Raw genomic sequence first — 25414 nt, forward strand, 5'->3', positions numbered from 1 at the left:
CCCCCCCCCCCCCCCCCCCCCCCCCCCCCCCCCCCCCCCCCCCCCCCGCGGCGATTGGGCTGCAAAGCAGCCCCACTCAGGCAGTCTTCGGCGTCAACCTGCTCAAATGCACCGCCACCAGCAACGCCACCGCCAACAAGCTGCCGATGAACAGCCCGATACCGTTCCAGCCCCACTGGTGCCAGAACACCCCGCCCGCCGTCCCGGCGACACTCGACCCCGCGTAATAGCTGAAAAGGTATAGCGAAGAAGCTTGCCCCTTGGCCTTCAGCGCCCGACGGCCGATCCAGCTGCTGGCCACCGAATGCGCGCCAAAGAAGCCGAAGGTGAACACCAGCATGCCGAGAATGATCATGGCCAGCGGGTTGGCCAATGTCATGAGCAGGCCGCCGGCCATGACCAAGATACTGGCCCAGAACACCTTGCGCCGCCCGAGCTTGTCGGCCAGCGCGCCGACCTGAGCCGAGCTGTAGATCCCCGACAGGTACACCACCGACAGCAGGCCGACCAGCGCCTGGTTCATATGGTAGGGCCCGGCGAGCAGGCGATAGCCAATGTAGTTGAACAGGGTGACGAAGGCGCCCATCAGCAGGAAGGCCTCGAGGAACAGCCAGGGCAGCCCGGCATCCTTGAAGTGCATGACGAAACCGTCCAGCAGGCTGCGGGGTTTCAATGACTGGGCCCGGAAGTTGCGCGATTCGGGCAGCACCTTCCAGAACACCACGGCCGCCACCAGGGCCAGGCCGCCGATCACCAGCATCGCCGTGTGCCAACTGACGAAGTCGATCAACACGCCGGTGATCAGGCGCCCGCTCATGCCTCCGATGGCATTGCCGCCGATATACAACCCCATGGCCAGGCCGATGTGCTGCGGGTGGATCTCTTCGCTCAGGTAGGTCATCGCCACCGCCGCCAGGCCGCTCAGCGACAAGCCCACCAGTGCCCGCGTGGCCAGCACCAGCTCCCAGCTCGGCATCACCGCGCTGGCCAGGGTCGACAGCGCCGCGCACAGCAAGGCGAAGACCATCACCGGCTTGCGGCCGATACGGTCGGAAATGGGGCCGGTGATCAGCAGGCCGACCGCGAGCATGGCGGTGGACACCGACAGCACCAGACTGCTCTGCGCAGCATTGATGGCGAACTCCTGCGACAGCAGCGGCATCATGGGCTGTACGCAGTACAGCAGGGCAAAGGTTGCAAAGCCGCCGCTGAACAGCGCCAGCACGGTTTTCATGAAGGCGGGCGTACCTTTCTCGATCCAGATGTCGTTGAAGGCAGGTTCGGGTTCGACGGGCAGGGGGGCGACGGCGGATCTCACGGGAGCGGTACCTCGGGCGTTGCGATGGAAAAATCATATAGCTGGCTAATGATTAGATCCAATATATTGTTCGACCTGTTTAAGACGTTTAACGACCTGTTCGGAGCCGGCCATGGAGCTGCGTCACCTGCGTTATTTCATCGCTGTGGCCGAAGAGCTGCACTTCGGCCGTGCCGCCCAGCAACTAGGCATCTCGCAACCGCCGCTGAGCCAGCAGATCCAGGCCCTGGAACAAGAGCTGGGCGCACGGCTGTTCGAGCGCACCAACCGCCGGGTTGAGCTCAGCGAGGCCGGGCGGTTGTTCCTCGACGAGGCACGCCTGGTGCTGGCGCAGGTGGAAAAGGCTGCCGATGTGGCGCGTCGGGCGCAATTGGGCGAGTTGGGTGAGATGAAGATCGGCTTCACCTCGTCGGCGCCTTTCACCTCGCGGATTCCCCAGGCTATTCACGCCTTTCGCCAGCGTTTCCCCTCGGTGCATCTGAATCTGAAAGAAATGAGCAGCCGTGAAGTGGTGGAGGCGGTGTTCGACGAGTCCATCGAAGTAGGTCTGATGCGGCCGATGCCACTGCCGGACGGGATTGTCTGTACCGAACTGTTTCGCGAGCCTCTGGTGGCCGTACTCAATGCATCGCATCCGCTGGCCAGCGGCAGCGAGCAGGGGCTGTACATGCAGGCCTTGGCCCACGAGCCCTTCGTGTTCTTCCCGCGCAGCTATGGCAGCGGCTTGCATGCCCAATTGCTGAGCCTGGCGCGCCAGGCGGGTTTCAGCCCGCATTTTGCCCAGGAGGCCGGGGAGGCGATGACCATCATCGGCCTGGTCTCGGCGGGGCTGGGTGTGTCAGTGCTGCCAGCGTCGTTCCAGCGTATGCGCATCGAGGGAGTGGTGTATCGCACACTGCTCGACGAGCAGGCCATGACAGCCGTTTGGCTGGTGCGCCGCGAAGCGTCTGGCTCGGCCATGGCCAATGCCTTCGTCGCGTTGCTGGCCGGGCTGGAGCAGCCCGAAGGTGCTGGCTAAACCGCCGCGCTGGCCACATACTCGGGCATTCGTTGATACACGGAGGTCTGACATGCGGCGCGTGGTGTTCAATCAGAAAGGTGGCGTGGGCAAGTCGAGCATTGCCTGCAATCTTGCGGCGGTCAGTGCCAGTGAAGGCTACCGGACCTTGCTGATCGACCTGGATGCCCAGGCCAACTCGACCCAGTACCTCACCGGCCTGACCGGCGACGATATCCCCATGGGCATCGCCGACTTCTTCAAGCAGTCGCTGTCCAGCGGGCCGTTCGCCAAGAAGAACAAGGTCGATATCTACGAAACGCCCTTCGATAACCTCCATGTGGTGACTGCCACTGCGGAGCTGGCCGACCTGCAGCCCAAGCTCGAGGCCAAGCACAAGATCAACAAGCTGCGCAAACTGCTCGACGAGTTGGACGAGGATTACGAGCGGATCTATATCGACACCCCTCCAGCACTCAATTTTTACGCGGTTTCCGCATTGATCGCGGCCGACCGCGTGCTGATCCCATTCGATTGCGACAGCTTCTCGCGACAAGCCCTGTATGGCCTGCTGGCCGAGATCGATGAGCTCAAGGAAGACCACAACGACGACCTGATGGTCGAGGGTATCGTGGTCAATCAATTTCAGTCCCGCGCCAGCCTGCCCCAGCAGATGCTCGACGAACTGCTGGCCGAGGGCCTGCCGGTGCTACCGGTTTACCTCGGCAGTTCGGTGAAGATGCGTGAGTCGCACCACGCCAGCCTGCCGCTGATCCACCTGGAGCCACGGCACAAACTGACCCAGCAGTTCGTCGAGTTGCATGATCTGCTGGAGCGCAGCGCCTAGATCCCTTGGCTGCGTAGCCATTCCAGTAATGACTGAAGTGGAAACGCACCGGCCTGGCGGGTCACTTCGCGGCCATTCTTGAACAGGATCAGGCTGGGGATCGAGCGGATACCCAACTGGCCGGCCAGGTTTCGGTTGGCCTCGCTGTCGAGTTTGGCCAGGCGGCAGCGGCCCGACAGCTGGCGAGCGGCTTGTTCGAAGGTCGGGGCGAAGCTCTTGCACGGGCCGCACCAGTCGGCCCAGACATCCAGCAGCAGCGGCAGATCACCTTTGATCTGGGCGGCATAGTTGCCTTCGGTCAGCTCGAACGAGGTGCTCAGCAGCACGTTCTGTTTGCAGCGGCCGCATTTCGGCGTGTCGCCCAGGCGCTCGGCGGGGATGCGGTTGAGGCCGTTGCAGTGGGGGCAGGGAATAAGCAGTGGATCAGGCATGTTCAGCTCCAATGGGCATTCAAGGGGCACTGTGGGAGCGGGCTCCACAAAAGGGCGCTATTCAGGACGAACAGCTGATCTCCAGGTGCTTGCCCCACTCCGGCGGTCGCTCGGCATACGCTTGCATCCCAGGCTGTTCCTCGAACGGTTTGCTCAGCACCCGATGCAGCCGACGCACTTCACTGTAGTCACCGGCCTCTGCCGCTTCGATGGCCTTCTGCGCCAGATAATTGCGCAGTATGTACAGCGGGTTGACCGCATGCATCCGCTCACGGCGACCTTCGGCATTACCCGGCTCACGCTCGCAGCGTGCCAGGTAGTCCGCACCCCAGGCATCGAAACCGGCCAGGTCGACGAAATCGTCGCGCACCACTTGCAGGGCCTCGGCCACCGGTTGCTCGCCCAGCCGGCGGAAGAACAGCGTGTAGTCCACGCCGCCGCTCTGCATGCGTTGCAGCAGGCGTTCGACCAGGGCCATGTCGTCGTCCTCGGCGGTGGTCAGGCCCAGGCGGCGGCGCATCAGGTCCAGATAGTGGGCCTGGTACAGCGGCAGGAACAGCGCCAGCGTCTCCTTCAGTGGCTCGACCTCGATCACCGTGGTCAGGGCCTGGGCCAGGGCGCTGAGGTTCCAGTGGGCGATCGGCACCTGGTTGGCGTAGCTGTAGCGGCCGCGGTCGTCGGAGTGGTTGCAGATGAAGTTGGCGTCAAAGTCGTCGAGGAAGGCGTAGGGGCCGAAGTCGAAGGTGATGCCGAGGATCGACATGTTGTCGGTATTCATCACCCCATGACAGAAGCCGTAGGCCTGCCAGCGGGCGATCAGCTCGGCGTTGCGTTCGACGATGGTGCGGAACATGGCCAGGTAAGGCTGTTCAGCGTCGCGGCATTCGGGATAGTGCTGGTGCAGCACATGGTCGATGAGCACTCGCTGCTGTTCTGGCTGTTTCGTGTAGTAGAAGTACTCGAAATGGCCGAAGCGCACATGGCTCTGGGCCAGGCGCAGCAGCATCGCGGCGCTTTCGCGGGTTTCCCGCCACACCGTGGTGCTCGAGCCGATCACGCACAGTGCCCGGCTGCTGGGGATGCCCAGCGCGCTCAGGGCCTCGGAGGCGAGGAACTCGCGAATCGACGAGCGCAGCACGGCCCGGCCATCACCCATGCGTGAGTAAGGCGTCTGGCCGGCGCCCTTGAGGTGCAGGTCCCAGTGTTCGCCGGCCTCGTTGAGGATCTCGCCCAGCAGCAGGCCGCGGCCATCGCCCAGGCGCGGGTTGTAGGAGCCGAACTGGTGGCCGGAGTAGAGCATCGCCCGCGGGTCGGCCTCTTCCCAGAGTTTGTGGCCGCTGAACAGCTCGGCGAACACCGGCAGCTCGGCCTGGGCCGGGTCGAGGTCGAGCAGGGCCATTGCCGAATCGCTGGCAACGACCAGGCGTGGATCGGCGATCGGGTCGGGCAGGACCTGGGTGGAGAAGGCATCGCCGAGTTGGGCGAAGCGGTTGTCGAAGGTGAGTTGGTCGAGGGACTTCACGGGGCCTGCTCCTGAATTCGGTGCCATTGGGGCCGCTGTGCGGCCCTTTCGCCGGCTTGCCGGCGATCGAGGGCAAAGCCCTCGCCTGCATTCTGGAGGGCATGCCTGTCGCAGTCCACTCAGCTCGGCGGCGTGCTGTCCGGTTTGCTGTCCATCGGGATCAACTGCTGCTTGCCGTTCTTCGCGTCCATGAGGAATACCTCCACCTGGCGCACCGAGATCTTGATGTTGTGCGCCTTGAACTCACGATTGATATAGCGGTTGAGCTCGTCCAGGGTCGGGTTGCGGTCGCCGAGGTCGCGCACGTGCATGCGCAGCTCGTGGTCCAGCGAGCTTTCGCCGAAGTTGAGGAAGTACACCAGCGGCTCCGGGTCCTTGAGCACCCGCGGGTTCTCGTGGGCGCCCTTGAGCAGCAGGTCGCGCACCAGGTCCAGGTCCGAGCCGTAGTCGATGCCCAGCTTCAGCGTCACCCGGGTGACGGTGTCGGTCAGCGACCAGTTGATCAGCTGGCCGGTGATGAAGGTCTTGTTGGGGACGATGATGTCCTTGCGGTCGAAGTCGGTGATGGTGGTGGCGCGGATACGGATCTTGCTCACCGTGCCGGACAGGTTGCCGATGGTGATGGTGTCGCCGATGCGTACCGGGCGTTCGAACAGGATCATGATGCCGGAGATGAAGTTGGCGAAGATCTCCTGCATGCCGAAGCCCAGGCCCAGTGACAATGCCGCGACCAGCCACTGCAGCTTGTCCCAGCTGACCCCGAGGGTGGCCAGGGTGCTGACGATACCGACCCCGGCGATCACATAGGACAACAGCGTGGTAATGGCGTACGCGCTGCCCTGGGCCAGGTTCAGTCGCGACAGCACCAGCACTTCGAGCAGGCCGGGCAGGTTGCTGGCCAGGGCCACGGCGATGCCGGCGATGACCATGGCGCCGAGCAGGTCGCCGAGGCTGATCGGCACCATGCTGGCAGCCGCGCCGGTGCCGCTGCTGTATTCGTACAGGGTGATGTTGTTGAGGTAGGCGAACACCGTGATCAGGTCCGACCAGACCCAGTACAAGCCGCCGATGAAGCCGCCGAGCAGGGCCAGGCGGATCAGGCGCAGCGACTGCTGGTTGACCTGCTCGATGTCCAGGGTCGGCTCCTCGACCACCACCTCGCCATCCAGGCCTTCCTTGGCGGCCTGGCGTTTGCTCAGGGCGCGCTGGTAGGCCAGGCGCCGCGCCGCCACCGACAGGCCACGCACGAACGCGGCCTCGATCACCAGCCAGAACAGCAGCAGGTAAAGGGTGTAGATCAGCCGGTCGGTAAGCTTGAGGGCGGTGTAGTAGTAGCCGAAGCACACCGCCACGAACAGGGCGATAGGCAGGGCGGTGAAGGCCACCCCGACCGCCTTGCGGAACAGCGAGGTGTCCTGGTGCGCGGGGCTGCTCAGCAGCAGTCGGCTGAGCAGCCAGGCCATCAGTGCATAACAGGTCAGCACCACGCCGATGCCCAGTACGTCGTCTGCCAGCGCCGAGGGCTGGTGCTCGGCCACCGCCACCACGCCGACCAGGGCCAGTACCACGGTACCGAGGCGACGTACCCAGCCGCGCAGGAACTCGACCTGGGGCTTGTGCCAGCGGAAGTGAATCTCGGCAACGCCACCCGGGGCAAGGATGCGGTACGCGGTGTAGAACACCAGCCAGGCCTGGGCGATCTGCCACAGGGCGGCGCCGAGGTTGGCGTTCTGCCCGCGGGCGTCGAGTTGCAGGGCGTAACTGCCCAGGGTAAGCGCCAGGGCCACCGGCAGTGCCAGCAGGATGTTGATCAGGATCGCCTGGGGCGTATGCCACTGGCTGTCGCGCTTGAAGTGGCCGATGTCCTGGTGGACCTTGCCCAGGCGCCGGTACAGGGCCTTGCGCCGCCACAGCAGGGCACCGATCACCAGGATCAGCGGCAGGAACAGCAGTGGTTGCTGCACCAGGCCGTCGCCCAGCTCCTTGATACCCGCGCCCCAGGGCAGGCTGGCCACCTGGTAGGCCAGGCCCTCGGGTACTTCGCGCAGCCACTGCCAGTCCAGCGGCTTGTTGCTGGGGATCCAGAACATCTGCTCTTCCAGCGTGGTGCGCAGGTTCTGGGCGGTGCTCAGCAGTTGTTTCTGGTTCAGTTGCAGGGTGATGCATTCGTTGAGCAGCGCCGACAGTTCGCGGTTCAACCGCTCAAGCAGGTCGCCACGGGTGATCGCTACTTCCAGCAGCGCCTTGCGCAGTTGCGGGGTGACATCTTCCTCGGGCTGGCTGGCCAGCAGCTTGTCCACATAGTTGGACGGGCTGCTCATCTGTTCGCGTTCCTGATTGATCTCGAACTGGTACAGACGGATATCGGCAATCTGGTCGGCCAGGTTGCGGTCGAGCTTCAGGTGCGGCAGGGCCTGCTTCTGCTTGTAGAGAATTTTCGACAGCAACAGGCTGCCCTTGAGCACATTGATCTGCTCGTCCAGGGCCTGGTCGGCCTGGGTGAGGCTGTCGAGCTGCTGCTTGGTGCGCAGGTTCTGCTGGGTCACCTCGTTGAGGCGGTCGGTGCTGCGCAGCAGATAGTCGGACAGCTGCAGGTTGGCGGTGCTTTCGGTGGCCAGCAAGTTACTGCCGCCGGCCTTCTGCGCTTCGATCGACTGGCGGGTGACGGCCTGTTGCGACTGTGCCAGGCGCTTCTCGTTGATCAGCGTCTGCAGGTCCTGGATTTCCTGTTCCTGGCGGGTGGCGCGCTCGATCAGCAGGTCGTGGCGGGCGTTGCCCAGGTCCTGCAGCACGCTGTTGCCGGCCAGTTCCTGGCGACGCAGCAGGGTCAGGGCATTGAGCGAAGCCAGCTCGGCGTTGAGCTGGTTGCGCTGGTCGGCATTGATCGACTTGCCGTTGTCCTTGCCGCTTTTGAGGCTGTTGTTGATCTGCTGGGCACGCATCTGGTTGCCGCTGATCTCGGCCTGGGCGCGCTCGGGGCGGGTCTGGGAGTTGATGATCAGGCTGTTGGCTTCGGACAGCGCCTTCTGCAGGTCGCCCTGCTGAGTGCTGCGCTCGCTGAGCATCTGCTCAAGCTGCGGCACCGTCAGGTTGGCGTAGCGCTGCGCCACCGGCACGACGCTGGAGGCTTTGAGCTTGATCAGCTCGCGCTGGCTGTCGCGGATCTCCTGGGGGGCGTTGGCCAGCTGCTGCTTGAGGGCTTCGAGCTTCTTTTCGCTGTCGTCGCGGGCGTTGAGCAGCGCCAGGGTCTGTTCCAGCACCTGTTGCACGGCTTTCTGCTCGGTTTCCGGCAGTTTGCGCTCGGCGATCTTGCTCAGGCTGCTCTGGATGCCCGGAGTGGTCGGGATTTCCACCGCGCCGGCGGCGAACGAGAGGGTCAGGCACAGCCCCAGCAGGGCTGCGCGGCAATGGTCACGCAGGGACATAGGCAGAGTTCTTGTGTTACGCGGCAAATCGGAGTTTAGAGGAACAGCCCGGGGCCGGGGCGGGTACCTTCGGGGAATCTGACGCCCACTTTCTGGATCTTGTTCCCGTCCATGACCGCGACGGTCCAGATCGTGCCGTGCCATTCGATCTGGTCGCCTACTACTGGAGCGCCTCCGACCTTTTGTCGGATGAACTGCGCCAGCGGCATCTTCGCGTCCAGGCCATCGAGTTTCAGGCCATAAAGTGCAGCCACCGCGCCCAGCTCGGCATCGCCTTCGAGTACGAAGTCGCCGAAGAAGCGCAGGTCCAGGCCGCGTTGCGGCGCCTGGCTGAACAGCTTGCCCAGCGCCGGCAGGTTATGTTCGTGGCCGATCACGCAAAGCATGTCGCCGACCTCCAGCACGGTGCTGCCCGACGGGTGCAGCAGCTGTTCGCCACGGAACAAGGCGGCGATCCGCGTGCCCTCGGGCATCTTCAGCTCGCGCAGGGCGGCGCCGATGCACCATTTTTCGGCGCCCAGGCGGTAGACGAACAGCTCCCATTCGCTGGTGACGTGCACTTCGAGCGCGGAGCGGGAAATCGGTGCCGGGTCCGGTGGTACCGTGACCTTCAGCAGCTTGGCCATCCACGGCAGGCTGGTGCCTTGCACCAACAGCGACACCAGCACGATGAAGAACGCCAGGTTGAAGAACAGCTGGGCCTGGGGCAGGCCGGCCATCAGCGGGAACACCGCCAGGATGATCGGCACCGCGCCGCGCAGGCCGACCCAGCTGATGAAGCCTTTCTCGCGGCCGTGGAAGGCCTTGAACGGCAGCAACGCGGCGACCACCGACAGGGGACGGGCCACCAGGATCATCCACAGTGCCAGGCCCAGGGCGGGCAGGGCGATGGGCAGCAGGTCGTGGGGCGTGACCAGCAGGCCGAGCACCAGGAACATGCCGATCTGGGCCAGCCAGGCCATGCCGTCGAGCATGTGCAGGATGCCGTGGCGGCTGCGGATCGGCTTGTTGCCCAGCACCAGCCCGCACAGGTAAACCGCGAGGAAGCCGCTGCCGTGCAGGGCGTTGGTCAGGGAGAACACCACCAGGCCGCCGGCCACCACCAGGATCGGGTACAGGCCGCCGGCCAGGTTGATGCGGTTGACCAGTTGCAGCATCAGCCAGCCGCCGCCCAGGCCCATCAGGCCGCCGATGCCGAACTCGCGCAGCAGGTGGGTGAGCAGGCTCCAGTGCAGGCCGGTCTGGCCGCTGGCGATCATGTCGATCAGGGTCACGGTGAGGAACACCGCCATCGGGTCGTTGCTGCCCGACTCGATTTCCAGGGTGGCGGTGACCCGTTCGTTGAGGCCTTTGCCGCCGAGTAGCGAGAACACTGCCGCGGCGTCGGTGGAGCCGACGATGGCGCCGATCAGCAGGCCTTGGATCAGGCTCAGGTCGAACAGCCAGGCGGCGACCATGCCGGTCAGCCCGGTGGTGATCAACACGCCCACCGTGGCCAGCGACAGCGCCGGCCACAGCGCCACGCGGAAGCTCGCCACCCGGGTGCGCAGGCCGCCGTCGAGCAGGATGACGGCAAGCGCCAGGTTGCCCACCAGGTAGGCGGTCGGGTAATTGTTGAAGATGATGCCGCCACCGTCCACGCCCGCGACCATGCCGACGGCGAGGATGATGACCAGGATGGGGATGCCCAGACGCGATGACAGTGAGCTGACCAGGATACTTGCGCCCACCAGCAATGCGCCGATCAGGAACAGGCTGTTGATGGTGCTTGCATCCAAAGGCAGGTACTCCGGGACAGCGGGGAAAGGAACTTGCAACTGTGAACTAGCAGGTCGCGTGCCAATCGATTCTAACCTGATGAATTGGCAGGCTGTAAAGCGTTTCTGCAGATGTAGAAAAGGCACCTCGAAAGGTGCCTTTTCTTGTGTTGCCTGTTACGGCCTCATCGCTGGCAAGCCAGCAGGTCAGGCCTGCTTCACTTCACGCATCGGCTTGCCCTTCACCGGTGCATCGCCCGCCACGTAGTACTTGGCGGTGCTGCGCGGCAGCGGCTTGCGGCCACGGATCTTGTCCGAGATCTTCTCGGCGATCATGATCGTGGTGGCGTTGAGGTTGCCGGTGATGATCAGCGGCATGATCGACGCATCGACCACACGCAGGCCCTGCATGCCGTGCACGCGGCCTTCGGCATCGACCACCGCCATGTCGTCGGTGCCCATCTTGCACGAGCAGGACGGGTGGAAGGCGGTTTCGGCGTGCTCGCGGATGAATTTGTCCAGCTCTTCATCGGTCTGCACGTGCGCGCCCGGGCTGATCTCGCGGCCGCGGTACGGGTCCAGCGCCGGCTGGGCCATGATTTCGCGGGTCAGGCGGATGCCGTCGCGGAATTCCTGCCAGTCCTGCTCGGTGGACATGTAGTTGAACAGGATGCTCGGGTGCTGGCGCGGGTTCTTCGACTTGGCCTGGATGCGACCACGGGCCGGCGAGCGCATGGAGCCCATGTGCGCCTGGAAGCCGTGCTCTTTCACACCGTTCGAGCCGTTGTAGTTAATCGCTACCGGCAGGAAGTGGTACTGGATGTTCGGCCACTTGAATTCAGGACGGGTGCGGATGAAACCACCGGCCTCGAACTGGTTGCTGGCGCCGATGCCGGTGCCGTTGAACAGCCACTCGGCCCCGATGGCCGGCTGGTTCCACCACAGCAGCGACGGGTACAGCGACACCGGCTGGGTGCAGGCGTACTGCAGGTACAGCTCGAGGTGGTCCTGCAGGTTCTCGCCGACGCCCGGCAGGTCGTGGACAACCGGGATGTCGAGGCTTTCCAGCAGGGCGCGCGGGCCGACGCCGGAGCGCTGCAGCAGTTGCGGCGAGGCGATGGCGCCGGAGGAAACGATGACTTCCTTGCGGGCGCGGGCTTCGACGCGCTCTTCGCTGTCACCGACCAGGTAGGTCACGCCAACAGCGCGCTTGTTGTCGAACAGCACGCGGTCGCTCAGGGCGTGGGTGACGATGGTCAGGTTCGGGCGCTTCTTGGCCTGGTCCAGGTAGCCGCGGGCAGTGCTGGAGCGACGGCCGTTCTTGGTCACCGAACGGTCCATCGGGCCGAAGCCTTCCTGCTGGTAGCCGTTGAGGTCTTCGGTGCGCGGGTAGCCGGCCTGCACGCCGGCCTCGACCATGGCGTGGAACAGCGGGTTGTTGCCGGCTTTCGGCGTGGCCACGCTGACCGGGCCTTCGCCGCCGTGGTAGTCGTTCGGGCCGATGTCGCGGGTTTCGGCCTTACGGAAGTACGGCAGGCAGTCCAGGTAGGTCCAGTCTTCCAGGCCTGGCAGTTCAGCCCAGCCGTCGAAGTCCATGGCGTTGCCGCGGATGTAGCACATGCCGTTGATCAGCGAGGAGCCACCCAGGCCCTTGCCGCGGCCACATTCCATGCGGCGGCCGTCCATGTGCGGCTCCGGATCGGTTTCGTAGGCCCAGTTGTAGCGACGACCCTGCAGGGGGAAGGCCAAGGCAGCCGGCATCTGGGTGCGGAAGTCGAAGCGGTAGTCCGGGCCGCCGGCTTCGAGCAGCAGGACGGTGACGCTGGCGTCTTCGGTCAGGCGGGTGGCCAGGGTGTTACCGGCCGAACCGGCACCGACGATGATGTAATCGAATTCTTGGGACATTGAAGTACCCTCGTTGGCAGTTGTCAGGGAGCGGAAACGCCCGCGCTCAAGGGCGCGGGCGTGGCGGGACCGGGTTTAGAAAACCGAGTTGTAGCCGCCCAGCTCGACCTGAACCGACTTGATGCGAGTGTATTGAGCCAGCGAGCTGACACCGTTTTCACGGCCGACGCCCGACTGCTTGTAACCGCCAACCGGCATTTCGGCCGGCGACTCGCCCCAGGCGTTGATCCAGCAGATACCGGCCTCGAGCTTGTGGATGATGCGGTGGGCGCGGCTGATGTCGTTGGTGCAGACACCGGCGGCCAGGCCGTATTCGGTGTCGTTGGCGCGACGGATGACTTCTTCCTCGGTCTCGTAGCTGAGGATGCTCATCACTGGGCCGAAGATCTCTTCCTTGACGATGGTCATGTCGTCGGTGCAGTCGGTGAACACGGTCGGGGCGACGAACGCGCCCTTGGCGAAGTCGCCGTCCAGCAGACGCTCACCGCCGCAGAGGACGCGGGCGCCTTCTTCTTTACCCTTGGCGATGTAGGACAGCACGCTTTCCATGTGCTGGAAGCTGACCAGCGGGCCGAAGTTGGTGTTCTCGTCTTCCGGGTTGCCGGCACGGATGCGGGCGACGCGCTCGGCGATCTTGGCTTCGAAGGCGGCTTTCATCGCGGCAGGGATGAACACGCGGGTGCCGTTGGTGCAGACCTGACCGGAGCTGTAGAAGTTGGCCATCATGGCGATGTCGGCGGCCTTGTCCAGGTCGGCGTCGTCGCAGATGATCAGCGGCGACTTGCCGCCCAGTTCCATGGTGACTTCCTTGAGCGACGAGCTCGAGGCGCTGGCCATGACTTTCTTGCCGGTGGTGGTGCCGCCGGTGAAGGAGACTTTCTCGATGCGCGGGTGCTCGGTCAGCCAGGTGCCGACTTCGCGACCGCTGCCGGTCAGGACGTTGAACACGCCGTTCGGCAGGCCGGCTTCGGTGAAGATCTCGGCCAGTTTCAGGGTGGTCAGCGAGGTGACTTCCGACGGCTTGAAGATCATCGCGTTGCCGGCGGCCAGGGCCGGGGCGGATTTCCACAGGGCGATCTGGATCGGGTAGTTCCAGGCGCCGATACCGACGGTCACGCCCAGCGGCTCGCGGCGGGTGTAGACGAAGGACGATTCGCGCAGCGGGATCTGCTCGCCTTCGATGGCCGGTACCAGGCCTGCGTAGTATTCCAGCACGTCGGCGCCGGTGACGATGTCGACGTAGCGGGTTTCGGAGTACGACTTGCCGGTGTCCAGGGTTTCCAGCATGGCCAGCTCGTCGTTGCGCTCGCGCAGGATGTCGACGGCGCGGCGCAGGATGCGCGAACGCTGCATGGCGGTCATGGCGGCCCAGACTTTCTGGCCACGCTCGGCGCTTTCGACGGCCTTCTCGACGTCAGCTTGAGTTGCGCGCTGCACGTGGGCGAGGACTTCGCCGGTAGCTGGGTTGATGGCTTCGAAGGTGGCATCGCTGCCAGCGTCGACGTAAGCGCCATCGATGTAGAGTTTTTGCGTTCCGAAACGGGCCATAGTGTCCTCGCAAGTGCAGTGTGTGGTTGGCTGCCGCGTCACGCTCCCGCCGGTTGGCTGGTCGCTGCGCGCGGCTGTTCAGCGGCCTGGTCGGTTGTGCCCAGGGTCTGCTGCTTAGCCAGTTGTAGATCCATGTATTCGTAAGCGATGCGTATTGCCTGCTCGGTGTCGAATGCGTCACCCGACAGGGCGCCACGCAGCCACAGGCCGTCGATCAACGCTGCCAGGCCGCGGGCAGCCTTGCGCGCATGGTAGAGCGGCAGGACGCGGCGGAACTGGCAGCACAGGTTGGAATACAGGCGGTGGTCGTTGATCCGCTGCAACCTGTGCAAAGACGGCTGGTGCATGCTGGAGGCCCAGAAGGCCAGCCAGGTTTTCATTGCCGGGCCATTCACCTGGCTCGCATCGAAGTTACCTTCGATGATCACCTTCAGGTGGGCACGCGGGCTGTCGTCCGTGAGGGCCTGACGACGCGCGATCACACCCTCGTTGAGCATGTTCATGATGTAGCGCATCGTCGCTGCGATCAGGCCGTTCTTGTCCTGAAAGTAGTGACTGATGATGCCGTTCGACACACCGGCCAAACGGGCAATCAGCGCAATGCTGGCATCTCCCAGTCCGACCTGATCGACCGCCTGCAAGGTGGCTTCGATCAACTGCTGGCGGCGGATGGGTTGCATACCGACCTTGGGCATCTTGCTATCTCCTCAGGCCTGCGGGCAGACGACAAGCGGCTGCCTCGGCGAAGGCCAGTCTATTTTGTTTTGATTGAACGTTCAATCAATAAAGAATAAGCTCTGCGACAATTTGTGCCATTGACAGTTTTCGGACGGTCACAGAAGCACGAATCGACACCCCAGGAAATCGCGTAACCCCCGGAATACAAGGCGTTGACGGGCATGGGCGATGCGAAAGACAGATTTTGCCGAGCAGTCACTGGCTGCGCGGCCGGCCCTTGGAGCGGGCCAGGTGTCTGTGGCGAATGCGCGCACCTCCTTATGGAGGGCAGGTTTTTCCACAGCCGACCGGTCTGATTTTTTTGCAACGTTCCTATTCGGGATCACGGTTTCCAGGGTGCTTTTATAACACCTGTCGCAGTAGGGCTATTGCACCAATTGCGTGGGAAATAACTGTTTAGCCTCCACTGCCGCACTGCCCGGAGCATTCGTGCAATGAGTTCTGCCTCCCTGACAAAGCCCCCCGCCGAGCGGGTACGGGTCAATCGCGTGGTGTTCTACACCTCGGCGCTGATGATCCTCGTTCTGACTGCCTTGCTGATCGCTGTACCCGAAGCCGCTGGCCAGGTGCTGGGCGTCGCCCAGAAATGGCTGACCCGCACCTTTGGCTGGTACTACATGCTGGTCATCTGTGGTTACCTGCTGTTTGTCGTCTACCTGGCCTTCTCCGACTTCGGCAAGCTCAAGCTGGGCGGCAAGGACGACACCCCGGACTTCAGCTACGGCGCCTGGGCCGGCATGCTGTTCTCCTCCGGTATCGGTATCTCGCTGCTGTACTTCGGCGCTTCCGAGCCGCTTGATCACTACTTCAACCCGCCGGAAGGTACGCCTGCCAGCCTCGAGGCCGCGCGCCAGGGCCTGCAGCTGACCTTCCTGCACTGGGGCCTGCACGGCTGGGCGATCTACGCCCTGGTCGGCCTTGCCGTGGGCTACTTCGCCTACCGCCACAACCAGCCGCTGGCACTGCGCTCGGCGCTGTACCCGCTGGTCGGCGAGCGTTGGGTCAAGGGCGGCGCTGGCCATGCCGTGGACATCTTCGGCATGTTCGTCACCCTGCTGGGCCTGGTGACCAACCTGGGTATCGGCTCGATGCAGGTGGCCTCGGGCCTGGAATACCTGTTCGGCATGGACCACAGCAAGACCAACCTGCTGGTGGTGATCCTGGTCATGGCCGGCGTTGCCACCGTGGCCGCGGTGTCGGGCGTGGAGAACGGTATCCGCCGTCTGTCCAACCTGAACATCCTGCTGTTCAGCGGCCTGCTGATCTTCGTGCTGCTGGCCGGCAATACCCTGCACCTGCTCAACGGCTTCGTGCAGAACGTCGGTGACTACCTCAACGGTGTCGTGCTGAAGACCTTCGACCTCTATGTCTATGAAGGCGACAACGACAAGTCCGAGCGCTGGCTGGGCCTGTGGACCGTGTTCTATTGGGCCTGGTGGATCTCCTGGGGCCCGTTCGTCGGCATGTTCATCGCCCGTATCTCCAAGGGCCGGACCGTGCGCCAGCTGGTCAGCGGCGTGCTGCTGATCCCGCTGGGCTTCACTCTGGCCTGGTTGTCGATCTTCGGTAACACCGCGCTGGACCTGGTGATCAACCAGGGGGCGGTGGAACTGGGCAAGACCGCGCTCGAACAGCCATCGATGTCTATCTACCAACTGCTGGAATTCTTCCCGGCCGCCAAGATCGTCATCGGCCTGGCAGTGTTCGTCGGCTTCGTGCTGTTCCTCACCCCGGCCGACTCCGGCGCGGTGATGATGGCCAACCTGTCGTGCAAAGGCGGCAAGGTCGACGAAGACGCCCCGCACTGGATGGTGGTGTTCTGGTCGGTGGTCATCACCCTGGTCACCATCGGCCTGCTGTTCGCCGGTAACTTCGAAGCCATGCAGACCATGGTGGTACTGGCCGGCCTGCCGTTCTCGGTGGTCCTGGTGCTGTTCATGTTCGGTCTGATGAAGGCCATGAAGCAGGACGTCGCGGTCGAGAGCGAGCGCGCCGAACTGGCCGCCCGTGGCCGTCGCGGTTTCAGCGAGCGTCTCAGCCAGCTGGACCTGCAGCCGACCCAGGCCGTGGTGCAACGGTTCATGGACAAACAGGTCAGCCCGGCGCTGAAAGAAGCCGCCGAGCAACTGCGTACCCTGGGCTTCGAGGTCGAGACCCGGGTAGGTCAGTCGCGCAACATGATGGGCCTGCGAGTGATGATGGAAGAGGGCAACCCCTTCGTCTACGAAGCCAGCCTGGATGGCTACCTGGCCGCGCCGAGCGAGGCGCCGGTCGAGGGCGAGCCGGAAGTGCAGCAGCGCTTCTACCGTGCCGAGGTGTACCTGCACGACGGCAGCCAGGAGTACGACCTGATGGGCTTCACCCGCGAGCAGATCGTGCGTGATGTGCTTGATCAGTTCGAAAGCCACCGCCAGTTGCTGGGGCGTGTGTACAGCTGATAACGGCTGATCTCAGGCAAGGGCCCGGTTCATGAGAACCGGGCCCTTTTTGTTTTCAGGGAGGCAATGTGGCCTGACGACATCTTCTGCCTGACTGCAAAACTTCAACGGCAAATCGCAGTGTATGAGCACATATTGCCGGTATGGCAGCATTCTGTAGCCGTCCTTTGTCGTTGGCAGTATTAGTTAGCGCCTGGTAGGTCAGTCAGTCTTTCATCCTTGTGCCCCATCCGTTGAGGGCACATCTTCATGTCGACTCTAGAAACCTCGCCTTTCGACTTTTTGGCCGCTGCCGCCAGCCATTTCGCCGATCGGCCTACCCTGCGGGCGGTCGCGAGCCAGCAACTGCTGCGATTGTTGCTGAAACAACTCCCCTACCTCGAGGCCGTGCAGCCACCGCTGACATCCGCTGATTCGCTGACGCTCGACTCACCGGAGCCGGGGACAGCCTGGTGGACCACTCGGCCTCTGGTCGATGCGCTGCTCAAGTGCATGGCCCAAGGCGAGCCCATGGACATCGAGCCGCTTGCCCAGCGGACCTACAATCTGGGGCTTGCCGGGCCACACCGCTTCGCTGGGGCCACCAGCGATCTGGACACCCGAGCCTTGGCGGGCCTTAGCGAATCGCTCAACGAACTGATAGAGCAGCTTCCCGGATACTTCGCCGAGGCGCAGGTGGCGTTCTGGCGATCCTGTGACGAGGAGGGTGTCAGCCGCGACCGTTGGTTCCAGTTGCTGTTGAAACAGGCGCTCCTGCGCAATTTGCCGCTTCAGGGGTTGGATACCCAGCAGCAGGCATGTGTACGCGGGTTGCTGTTGGGGGAGCCTGGCCCATCGGTGTTTGCAGTACAGGTGACGCTGACCGCGGGAGGCCAGTCGTTCCAGCTCATGCAGGAGTACCTGCTGGTAACCGGTGAATGGGACGAGCGGCTGGTGGTGCTGTGGTGCGCGCCATCCAGTGTGGTCAGGGCCTTCGATTCGTTGGAAAACTTCGCATTGGCACTGCGAGACGATCTCGCAGAGCGCTATCGGTTCGATGAAATGACATGGGATCGCTATTGCCTTGAAGGCAATGTGTTTGCCCAGCAAAGCGCACTGTTGCTGGATGCAATGCTGGAGCGGATCAGTGCGCTGCGTTACTCGCGTATTGAGGATGTACAGGCGTTGGAACAGCTGTTCCGACGCCTGAGTGACCCCTCGCAAGTCTTCTACAGTGGCTATTTCATCGATCAGGATGTGGCGCCGGTACCGCCGCCGGGACTGGTTACGGCCAAGGCCGATGACAGCTTTGCCTGGCAAGAAGCACTTTTCACGCTTTCCCTGTATCAGCTCGAGTCACAGGGCTTTGGGGCGCTTGATGGTATTGAGGATCTGAACAGCTACACGACGGAGCGACTCAGCGCAGATATGCGCCAGGCGCATCCGCAGGATAGCCCGGCTCCGGACGACATCCTGCTGGAACTCAAGATCGCCGCAGGAGTACCGGGTGGCGCCGGTGTGGGGGCGGGAGGCGGTGAACCTCTGGTTCGGGCAGGTAGCAAGACATTGACGGAATTTGCCATTGGCAATCTCGCCTCGCTCGGGGGAGCGATCATCACCGATATCTCTTGCAGTGGGAGCGGTCCATTACCTCGTTGGTTGGACTCGGACTATGTCAGGCACCTGGTGGCCCGCGTCGACATTGGTGGGCGTTATCCCAAGTATGTGGCCGAGCGGCTGGATGAACGCCAGGAACGCCCGACGAGGGTCGAGCGATTTTCCCGGGAATGGCGTATAGGCCTTTTGTTCGCGGCGCTACAGGCCAAGCTGGATGGTCGTTTGGGCGCCGGTGCGCTGCAATGTGTCACAGATTATTGTCGAGGTTATCTGGATGACTTGAATCCAGCCACGTTTCTGGTGCCTCTGGCCTTCAAGCGTCGTCCGGACTCCACGGTTCATGACATTGTTTCCGGTATGTATGTGCTACTCGGCAGCGCGCCATCCGTCCTGGTGCTCTACAGGCCGCTGTATGGACGAGATGCGGTCCGGGCATTTGCCAGTGAGCAGGCGCTGGTCGAGGCGATTTGCCAGGACACCACGTTGCAGCAGAGCATTCTGGACTGGTTGCCACAGCACGTCCGGCCCATCTACGACAACGGTGGTTTTGCCGAGCCGCATATCCTCAGTATTGGTGTCGACCCATTCCTGAACTTCGAGGCTCCGGCACCTGCCAGCCTGGCGATCAGGTTATGGGAAACCAATGTGGATGAGAAACTCTACGCCGCTAACCGCGACTTGCTGGTGGAATTGGCGGATCTGCGTTCGACTTCCAATGCTGAAAATCGCTGGTTGATGTTGCTGGAAGGGGCCTGGTTGCTGTTCAACACGGCAACACTCTTTCTCAGAGGGCCGATCGCTTCCTTCGCTTGGCTGGTGCAAAGCGTCTCCGGCCTTGAGAGCGATCTGCGGGCCATTGCCGATGGCGACGATTTCGATCGGTCGGCCGCCAGTGTGGATGTCCTTCTCACGCTCGGCATGGCACTGGCGCATCTGCGCCAGCCAGCGCGCGCTGCACTCAATCCAGGCCGGCTGCCGGATGTTGAGCATTTCGAAGGGCCTCCCCGGCGTGGTGCAGCCAGGCAACTGGTCAGTGTCGTACCGCGCCAGGGAAAAGTGGGCGGGCAGGGAGGACTTGGCAGCATGCAGGAGCGTCAGCTCGACTTCTCATGGCGTGGCAACCAGGGATTCAACGGCTTGCTGCCCTCTCAGCGCATTGCCCTCAGGGCGATGCGTGCAGCACTTCTGCTCGATGGCCTGGCCCCCTTGGAGAGTGGCCAAGGCAAAGGGGCCTATCAGGTAGGCGCAAAGTACTATGTGCTGCTTGGCGACGACAGCTACGAAGTTGTTATTGCGGACGTGGGTGTGCGGGTCGTGGATGCGAAGGGCTCGTTGGGCCCATGGCTATCTCTGGAGCAAGGGGCGTGGCGCGTCGATTCGGGGCTGCGTTTGCGGGCAGGTATGCCACGGCAATCGTTAAGGGCGAGACTGGATGAAGAGTGGGCGTCGACAAGACATGTGGCTGACGAGCTTACTGTTAGGGCCGAGCAGGCTGCGGCAGCATTCAAGGTACAGGGGCAGGAGGTCATGCGGATGGCTGGTCAGCTTGAGCAGTTGGCGTTGCTCAAGCGAACCGAAGCCGCGAAGGAAAGTGCCGATGACGCGATGATCGAGCGGTACGAAGCCAGGATGATCAGCCTTGAATCGACAGTGAAGGCCAAGCGCCTGGAGTCGGTCGCAACGGTCGAGACGGTCATCCGGTTGGGGAATGAGAAACTGCCGCTGCTCGAGCGGATGCTGGAGCCCAAGTATGGCCTCAACCGCATGCCAGGCACCGAGCCACTACTTGGCGAAGAGCGAGCTTCATTGCGCTGCGCTTTGATCTCCAATAATGATTTCGTTCTCAATGAGCTGTGGCGGCTGGCGGACTATCCCCGTCTCAAGGAACTGGCAGATGATTTGGGGACGAGGAACCCATTTGAAGCCAAAGCGCAGTACCAGTTTTTCAGGCAGTCTTTGGAGAATGTCGTGGGACTGCAGGAGCGTATGTTGCTCGCCAGTGCCGAACTCGATGCCCTGCTCGCTGGCGCGGCTCCCGATTTGCTGATCAGTGGTGGGGGGGAGTCTCGATCAGTGGCTCAGATCGTCGAGCAGAGGCCATTCACCACTGAAGATCTACGTTTTCATCATGTGCTGAACCTGGCGGACTTGGCCCTGCATCTGGACTCGCCTAGCGGTCAGGCGCAATTGTCGAGGTATCGGGCAGACCTCGCCGGCAAGACGCTCCAGAGTTCGGCTAATGCCCATGGTGAATCGATCACGGCGAACCTCGAGCCCGCCGATCGGATCACCATCTTGCAGGAAGCCTGGGACGAGTACTCTGCGGCGATACTCAACAGCGAGTTGATTGCGGCGCAAGGCGGACGTCTGGTCGAGCCTGACATGCTCAAGCGTTACCGGGCGCACATGCAGTTGTTGAAGGCAGATGCGGGGCAGCGCTTGATCGAGGCCCGTAACGCTTTGGAAGCGCGGCCGGACTCCACGGTGGCTCCTGGCGCATATCGAATTTCTACCGATATCCAGCACGCGATCCGCAACAGCGAAGGTATTACCGTTATCGCCTCTGAAATGCAGGAGGATGGGCATAAGACGCTTGTCGTGCGTGATCCGCTCAGCAACGCAGTAGTGCAGCGATTCGACCTGCAAGATGGCCGCTGGGTCGAGCGTGTCGATGAAGCACCACTGGAACCGGTCTCGCAGGCACCGTCAGCGAGTGCTCTGGACAGAGTGAAGTCGGTACTGGCGTTCAACAAGGTCATTCTTGCGCAAGCTGTACGCTATTTGGAACGAGACCTCGGTGGCTTGCGCCTGGCTCGGTTGTTCGACGAACCCCTGGCACGGCTTCGGGCGATCGAGGCGCAGTTGTCGCAAGGTGATGAGGACGCGCTCGACATGCTGAATGCGGGGCGCAGCGAGTTGCAGGCTGGCAGGGAGCAGTACTTGACCGAACTTTATACCCGAACTTGCTATCCGTCCGCCGAAGCCCTGCGCTACCTGCATGAGCGGCAACTGATCAAGGTTGAGTACATCGGCCCTCGACGAACCATGGCTGATGGTAGTGCGTTTGACGAGTACAAGGTCACGCGCTTGAAAAAAGCGGGAGAGCACAAGGGGAAAGCACTCTGGGCCGCCCATTTCCACTTGGCCAGTGCTGATGCCTTGTCCACGGAGTTCACGCGGGGCCACCTGAAGCTCTGGGCCCAGCGATTCGAATCCAACCGGGGCTTGGGGGCCGCAAGTGAGGTCGTGCCAGGCAAGCGAGTGCACTATGGTCCGCTCAGCCTTGCCGAGGCACAGGGGATCATTCCTTTCTGACAGGGCTCGCATTCGTGTAGCGGCCTTGCCTGCCGTGGGCGGGCATGGCCTGGTTACCGCGTTCGGCGATCATCTGTCGCAGGCTGATCAACTCGATCCCCTGGCTCTTGAGCCGGGGAATCTCTTGTGCCAGGACGCTCAGGGTCTGCGGGTAAGGGTGCCCAATCAGCACCGCCGAACCCTGCTTGCGGGCCACTTCGATACCAAGACGCAATTGCCCGGCAATGGCTTCGGTCGTTCGTACGTCGTCAAGAAAAACATCCCGCGAGAGGTGTGCCAACCCCAGCGCCTGGGCCTCTGCCGCCGCCACCGTCGCCGCGCTGGTGCGGCTGTCGACGAAGAACAGATGGCGGCGTTGCAGTTCACCCATCAACCAGGCCATGGGCTCGCGCTGGGCGGTCATGCGGCTGCCCATGTGGTTGTTGATGCCGGCGGCGTAGGGCACCTTGGCCAGGGCGGCATCCAGGCGCCGGGCCAGTTCGTCGAGGGCGACGCCTGGATGCCAGGCGTAGGGCCCGGTGGCAGGGTCCATGGGCATGTGCAGGATCACCGTGCGCCCGGCCTTGTGGGCCTGGCGGGCGAAGTCGGTGGCGTGCGGGGTGTCGGGCATGATCGCCATGGTCACCGGGCCGGGCAGGGCGAGCGTACGGCTGTCGCGTTCGCTGCTCTGGCCCAGGTCGTCGATGATGATGCTCATGTAGGCCTTGGCCGGGGCCGCTTGCGCGACGCCGGCCAGCAGGCAGAACAGCAGGGACAGCAGATAACGCATGGTGGGTATCAGTCACCCTTGGTGATGTTCAGGCCCTTGAGCAGGCTGAGGGCCTGGCTGAGCTGGAAGTCGTTGTCCTGCGGGCGATCCTTGCGCTTGGCACTGCCGGTCGGTCGGTCGGCGCCGCCGTTGCCGTTGCCCAGGTGGCCCTGCAGGTCGGCTTCCTTGAAGTTGTCGTTGTCGGCTTCGGCGGTCAGCTTGGCCGGGCGCACTTCGATGTCCGGGACGATGCCCTGGGCCTGGATCGAGCGGCCATTGGGGGTGAAGTACAGCGCGGTGGTGAGCTTCAGGGCGCGGTCGTTGGCCAGTGGAAGCACGGTCTGCACCGAGCCCTTGCCGAAGCTGTCGGTACCCATCAGTACGGCGCGTTTCTGGTCCTGCAGGGCGCCGGCGACGATCTCCGAAGCCGAGGCGCTGCCGCCGTTGATCAATACCACCAGTGGCACGCCTTCGCTGGCATCGGTCGGGTCGGCGGAGTAGCGCAGCTCGGAGTTGGCGATGCGGCCCTTGGTGTAGACGATCAGGCCCTTGGTGAGGAAGTGGTCGGCCACTTCGACCGCCGACTGCAGCACGCCGCCGGGGTTGTTGCGCAGGTCGAGAACCACGCCGCGCAGCTTCTTGCCGTTGTCCTTGCGCAGCTTGGCCAGGGCCTTGCCCACCTCGTCGCCGGTCTTGACCTGGAACTGGGTGATGCGGATGTAACCGTAGTCGTTCTCCAGCAACTGGCTCTTGACGCTCTTGACCTGGATCACCGCGCGGGCCAGCGTCACGTCGAACGGCGTGCCGCCGTCGCGCACCAGGGTGAGGGTGATCTTCTCGCCGATCTTGCCGCGCATCTTGTCCACGGCCTCGGTCATGGTCTGGCCACGGGTTGGCGCGCCGTTGATCTTGACGATCAGGTCACCGGCCTCGATGCCGGCGCGGGAAGCCGGGGTGTCGTCGATGGGCGAGACCACCTTGACGAAGCCGTCCTCCATGCCGACCTCAATCCCCAGGCCGCCGAACTCGCCGCTGGTGCTTTCCTGCAGCTCCTGGAAGTCTTCGGGGCCGAGGTAGGCCGAGTGCGGGTCAAGGTTGCTGAGCATGCCCTTGATGGCGTTTTCCAGCAGGGTCTTGTCGTCGACAGGTTCCACATAGGCCGCCTTGATGCGGTCCATGACCTCGGCGAAGGTGCGCAGCTCTTCCAGCGGCAGGGGCGCCTTGGCGGTCACCTCGGTGGCCGGCACCGCGGCCTGCTTGGCCGCTGGCTTGGCCGGTTCGGCGGCAACGGCCAGGGGCGCGCCGATGACCAGGGCGATGGTCAGGGCCAGCTGGGTGAGGCGAGGCGAGTGCAGCATGTCGAACGAACTCCTGATCCTGTTGGTGCTCCCGCTGGGAGCATCGGCGTCGCCGTTTCGTGGGCGGCGCCGTAAAAGTAGCACTAACTAACCGCGACACCATTGCGCGGGGTCGGTGGGCTGGCCCTGCTGGCGAATCGCGAAGTACAGGCCGGCGCTGTCCTGGCCGCCACTGTCGCCGACCGTGGAGATGGCTTCGCCGGCCTTGACGATGTCGCCGGCGCTCTTGAGCAGGCTCTGGTTGTGGCCGTACAGGCTCAGGTAGCCATTGCCATGGTCGAGAATGACCAGAAGTCCAGCGCCGCGCAACCAGTCGGCGAACACCACCCGCCCGCCATGCACGGCGCGCACCTGGGTGCCCGCGCTGGCGCTGATCATCACCCCGTCCCACTTGGCCCGCGCATCACCGCCGCGGGTGTCACCGAAGCGTGCCAGCAATCGACCATTGACCGGCCATGGAAGTTTTCCCCGTGCCGAAGAAAATGCGCCGCCATAGCTGGCCGTGTCGCTGGAAACCACCGGGCCGAGGGTAGTCCGGGCCTTTTTCGGGGCTTCCTCGGGCTCCTGCTTGCGGGTCGCGGCGGCCAGGGCCTGCGCCTTGCGGCGCTGCTCTTCTTCCTGTTTGGCCAGCAGGGCCCGCTGGCGGGCCTCTTCGGCCTCGCGAGCCTGGCGAGCGAGGGTTTCCTCGATGGTCTTGAGTACCTTGCCCAGATCGGCCTGGTCCTGCTCGCGGCTCTGCAGTTTCTGGTCGCGTTCCTTCATGTCGCTGCTGAGCTTGGCCAGTACTTGCTGGCGCTTGTCGCGTTCTGCGACCAGGGCCTGGCGCTGAGTGTCGAGCTCGGCACGCTGTGCCAGCAACTGTTGCTGGTGGCCGGCGATGTCCTGCTCGACGTTGGCCAACTGGCGCAAGGTCTCGTTGAAGGTGCGCAACTGGTCCATGCGCGCTTTGCTGAGATAGTCGTAATAGGTGAGGGTGCGGGCGAACTTCTCGGGATTCTGCTGGTTCAGCAGCAGCTTGAGGTATTCCTCGCGACCGTTGTTCTGGTAGGCCGAACGGGCCTGGATGGCAATCAGGCGTTGTTGTTCAACGCGGGCGCTCTGGAGTTTTTTTTTCTCGTGGTCAAGGCGCTCCAGCTCGCCCTCGGTCTTTTTTAGTTCTTGCTGCAGTGCCTCCACCTGTTTTTCGAGTTTGCCGATATCGGTCTCGGTGGCCTTGAGGTCTTTCTGCACGCCGGACTTCTCCTCCTGGAGCTTGCCCAGCATCTTTTTCAGCTCGGCGATGTCCTGGCGGGTGGCGTCCAGCTGTTGTTGGGTCTGCGCGCGCTCATCGGCAGCGAAGGCCGGGGCAAGCAGACATGACAGGGCGAGTAGGAACAGGGCGCGGAGCATGGGGTTGGGCGTACCAGGGATGGAGACTGGCCTAGTATGCCCGCGCAGGCGTGCAAAAAAAACGCCCAGCGGCGTGTGCGGC

15 protein-coding genes are annotated in these 25414 nt (G+C 63.4%); 4 read left to right on the forward strand and 11 right to left on the reverse strand.

Features of this window, described 5'->3' with window-relative positions:
* Positions 1–76 precede the first annotated feature (76 nt).
* A complete protein-coding gene (locus ACODS9_RS20860; protein WP_455675067.1) occupies positions 77–1318 on the reverse strand; it encodes an MFS transporter in 1242 nt (413 codons plus the stop codon).
* Between the two features lie 112 nt (positions 1319–1430).
* Here ACODS9_RS20860 and ACODS9_RS20865 point away from each other — a divergent pair, with 112 nt between their 5' ends.
* Both ACODS9_RS20865 and ACODS9_RS20870 read left to right on the forward strand, forming a co-directional pair.
* On the forward strand, positions 1431–2336 hold the full coding sequence (locus ACODS9_RS20865) for a LysR family transcriptional regulator (protein WP_401107368.1): 906 nt from the start codon (positions 1431–1433) through the stop codon (positions 2334–2336).
* A 52-nt stretch (positions 2337–2388) separates the two neighbouring features.
* Positions 2389–3162, forward strand: coding sequence for a ParA family protein (locus ACODS9_RS20870; RefSeq protein ID WP_023630116.1), 774 nt, complete (start codon positions 2389–2391; stop codon positions 3160–3162).
* Here the strand turns inward: ACODS9_RS20870 and trxC are convergent.
* From trxC to betI, 7 genes are all read right to left on the reverse strand, one after another.
* Positions 3159–3593 (reverse strand): thioredoxin TrxC, encoded by a 435-nt coding sequence (gene trxC / locus ACODS9_RS20875; RefSeq protein WP_367857726.1) that lies wholly within the window; start codon positions 3591–3593, stop codon positions 3159–3161. The two genes, ACODS9_RS20870 and trxC, sit on opposite strands and share 4 nt — an antisense overlap.
* Positions 3594–3654: 61 nt before the next feature.
* On the reverse strand, positions 3655–5115 hold the full coding sequence (gene selO / locus ACODS9_RS20880) for a protein adenylyltransferase SelO (RefSeq protein ID WP_489094667.1): 1461 nt from the start codon (positions 5113–5115) through the stop codon (positions 3655–3657).
* Positions 5116–5234: 119 nt separating this feature from the next.
* The gene (gene mscK, locus ACODS9_RS20885; RefSeq protein WP_401107376.1) at positions 5235–8540 is read right to left on the reverse strand and encodes a mechanosensitive channel MscK; all 3306 of its coding nucleotides are present in this window, start codon (positions 8538–8540) and stop codon (positions 5235–5237) included.
* Positions 8541–8575: 35 nt separating this feature from the next.
* On the reverse strand, positions 8576–10318 hold the full coding sequence (locus ACODS9_RS20890; RefSeq protein ID WP_046853875.1) for a potassium/proton antiporter: 1743 nt from the start codon (positions 10316–10318) through the stop codon (positions 8576–8578).
* 186 nt (positions 10319–10504) lie between these two features.
* Positions 10505–12202, reverse strand: coding sequence for a choline dehydrogenase (gene betA, locus ACODS9_RS20895; RefSeq protein ID WP_367857729.1), 1698 nt, complete (start codon positions 12200–12202; stop codon positions 10505–10507).
* A 75-nt stretch (positions 12203–12277) separates the two neighbouring features.
* Positions 12278–13750, reverse strand: coding sequence for a betaine-aldehyde dehydrogenase (betB, locus tag ACODS9_RS20900; protein ID WP_046853877.1), 1473 nt, complete (start codon positions 13748–13750; stop codon positions 12278–12280).
* Between the two features lie 38 nt (positions 13751–13788).
* Positions 13789–14445 (reverse strand): transcriptional regulator BetI, encoded by a 657-nt coding sequence (gene betI, locus ACODS9_RS20905; RefSeq protein WP_046853878.1) that lies wholly within the window; start codon positions 14443–14445, stop codon positions 13789–13791.
* Between the two features lie 477 nt (positions 14446–14922).
* On the opposite strand from betI, the gene ACODS9_RS20910 reads away from it, so the two are divergent.
* Positions 14923–16926, forward strand: a complete 2004-nt coding sequence (locus ACODS9_RS20910) for a BCCT family transporter (RefSeq protein ID WP_046853879.1) — start codon at positions 14923–14925, stop codon at positions 16924–16926.
* 249 nt (positions 16927–17175) lie between these two features.
* Entirely contained in the window at positions 17176–21837 is a 4662-nt protein-coding gene (locus ACODS9_RS20915) for a dermonecrotic toxin domain-containing protein (RefSeq protein ID WP_489094668.1), read from the forward strand.
* Here ACODS9_RS20915 and ACODS9_RS20920 read toward each other — a convergent pair.
* The 3 genes from ACODS9_RS20920 to ACODS9_RS20930 all read right to left on the reverse strand — a co-directional run bounded on the left by ACODS9_RS20920 (position 21824) and on the right by ACODS9_RS20930 (position 25332).
* Positions 21824–22606 (reverse strand): divergent polysaccharide deacetylase family protein, encoded by a 783-nt coding sequence (locus tag ACODS9_RS20920; protein WP_401107385.1) that lies wholly within the window; start codon positions 22604–22606, stop codon positions 21824–21826. The two genes, ACODS9_RS20915 and ACODS9_RS20920, sit on opposite strands and share 14 nt — an antisense overlap.
* Positions 22607–22614: 8 nt before the next feature.
* Positions 22615–23943: a S41 family peptidase gene (locus tag ACODS9_RS20925; RefSeq protein ID WP_489094669.1), complete on the reverse strand. Its 1329-nt coding sequence runs from the start codon at positions 23941–23943 to the stop codon at positions 22615–22617.
* 87 nt (positions 23944–24030) lie between these two features.
* Positions 24031–25332: a murein hydrolase activator EnvC family protein gene (locus ACODS9_RS20930; RefSeq protein WP_489094670.1), complete on the reverse strand. Its 1302-nt coding sequence runs from the start codon at positions 25330–25332 to the stop codon at positions 24031–24033.
* Between the last annotated feature and the right edge of the window lie 82 nt (positions 25333–25414).

This window comes from Pseudomonas sp. FG36, assembly GCF_057809275.1.

Bases quoted from the DNA above. Each gene is read 5' to 3' on its own strand.
- ACODS9_RS20915 (WP_489094668.1), top strand. From the start codon at position 17,176: ATGTCGACTCTAGAAACCTCGCCTTTCGACTTTTTGGCCGCTGCCGCC.
- betA (WP_367857729.1), bottom strand. From the start codon at position 12,202: ATGTCCCAAGAATTCGATTACATCATCGTCGGTGCCGGTTCGGCCGGT.
- ACODS9_RS20865 (WP_401107368.1), top strand. From the start codon at position 1,431: ATGGAGCTGCGTCACCTGCGTTATTTCATCGCTGTGGCCGAAGAGCTG.
- ACODS9_RS20870 (WP_023630116.1), top strand. From the start codon at position 2,389: ATGCGGCGCGTGGTGTTCAATCAGAAAGGTGGCGTGGGCAAGTCGAGC.
- ACODS9_RS20925 (WP_489094669.1), bottom strand. From the start codon at position 23,943: ATGCTGCACTCGCCTCGCCTCACCCAGCTGGCCCTGACCATCGCCCTG.
- trxC (WP_367857726.1), bottom strand. From the start codon at position 3,593: ATGCCTGATCCACTGCTTATTCCCTGCCCCCACTGCAACGGCCTCAAC.
- betB (WP_046853877.1), bottom strand. From the start codon at position 13,750: ATGGCCCGTTTCGGAACGCAAAAACTCTACATCGATGGCGCTTACGTC.
- mscK (WP_401107376.1), bottom strand. From the start codon at position 8,540: ATGTCCCTGCGTGACCATTGCCGCGCAGCCCTGCTGGGGCTGTGCCTG.
- betI (WP_046853878.1), bottom strand. From the start codon at position 14,445: ATGCCCAAGGTCGGTATGCAACCCATCCGCCGCCAGCAGTTGATCGAA.
- ACODS9_RS20910 (WP_046853879.1), top strand. From the start codon at position 14,923: ATGAGTTCTGCCTCCCTGACAAAGCCCCCCGCCGAGCGGGTACGGGTC.
- ACODS9_RS20930 (WP_489094670.1), bottom strand. From the start codon at position 25,332: ATGCTCCGCGCCCTGTTCCTACTCGCCCTGTCATGTCTGCTTGCCCCG.
- ACODS9_RS20920 (WP_401107385.1), bottom strand. From the start codon at position 22,606: ATGCGTTATCTGCTGTCCCTGCTGTTCTGCCTGCTGGCCGGCGTCGCG.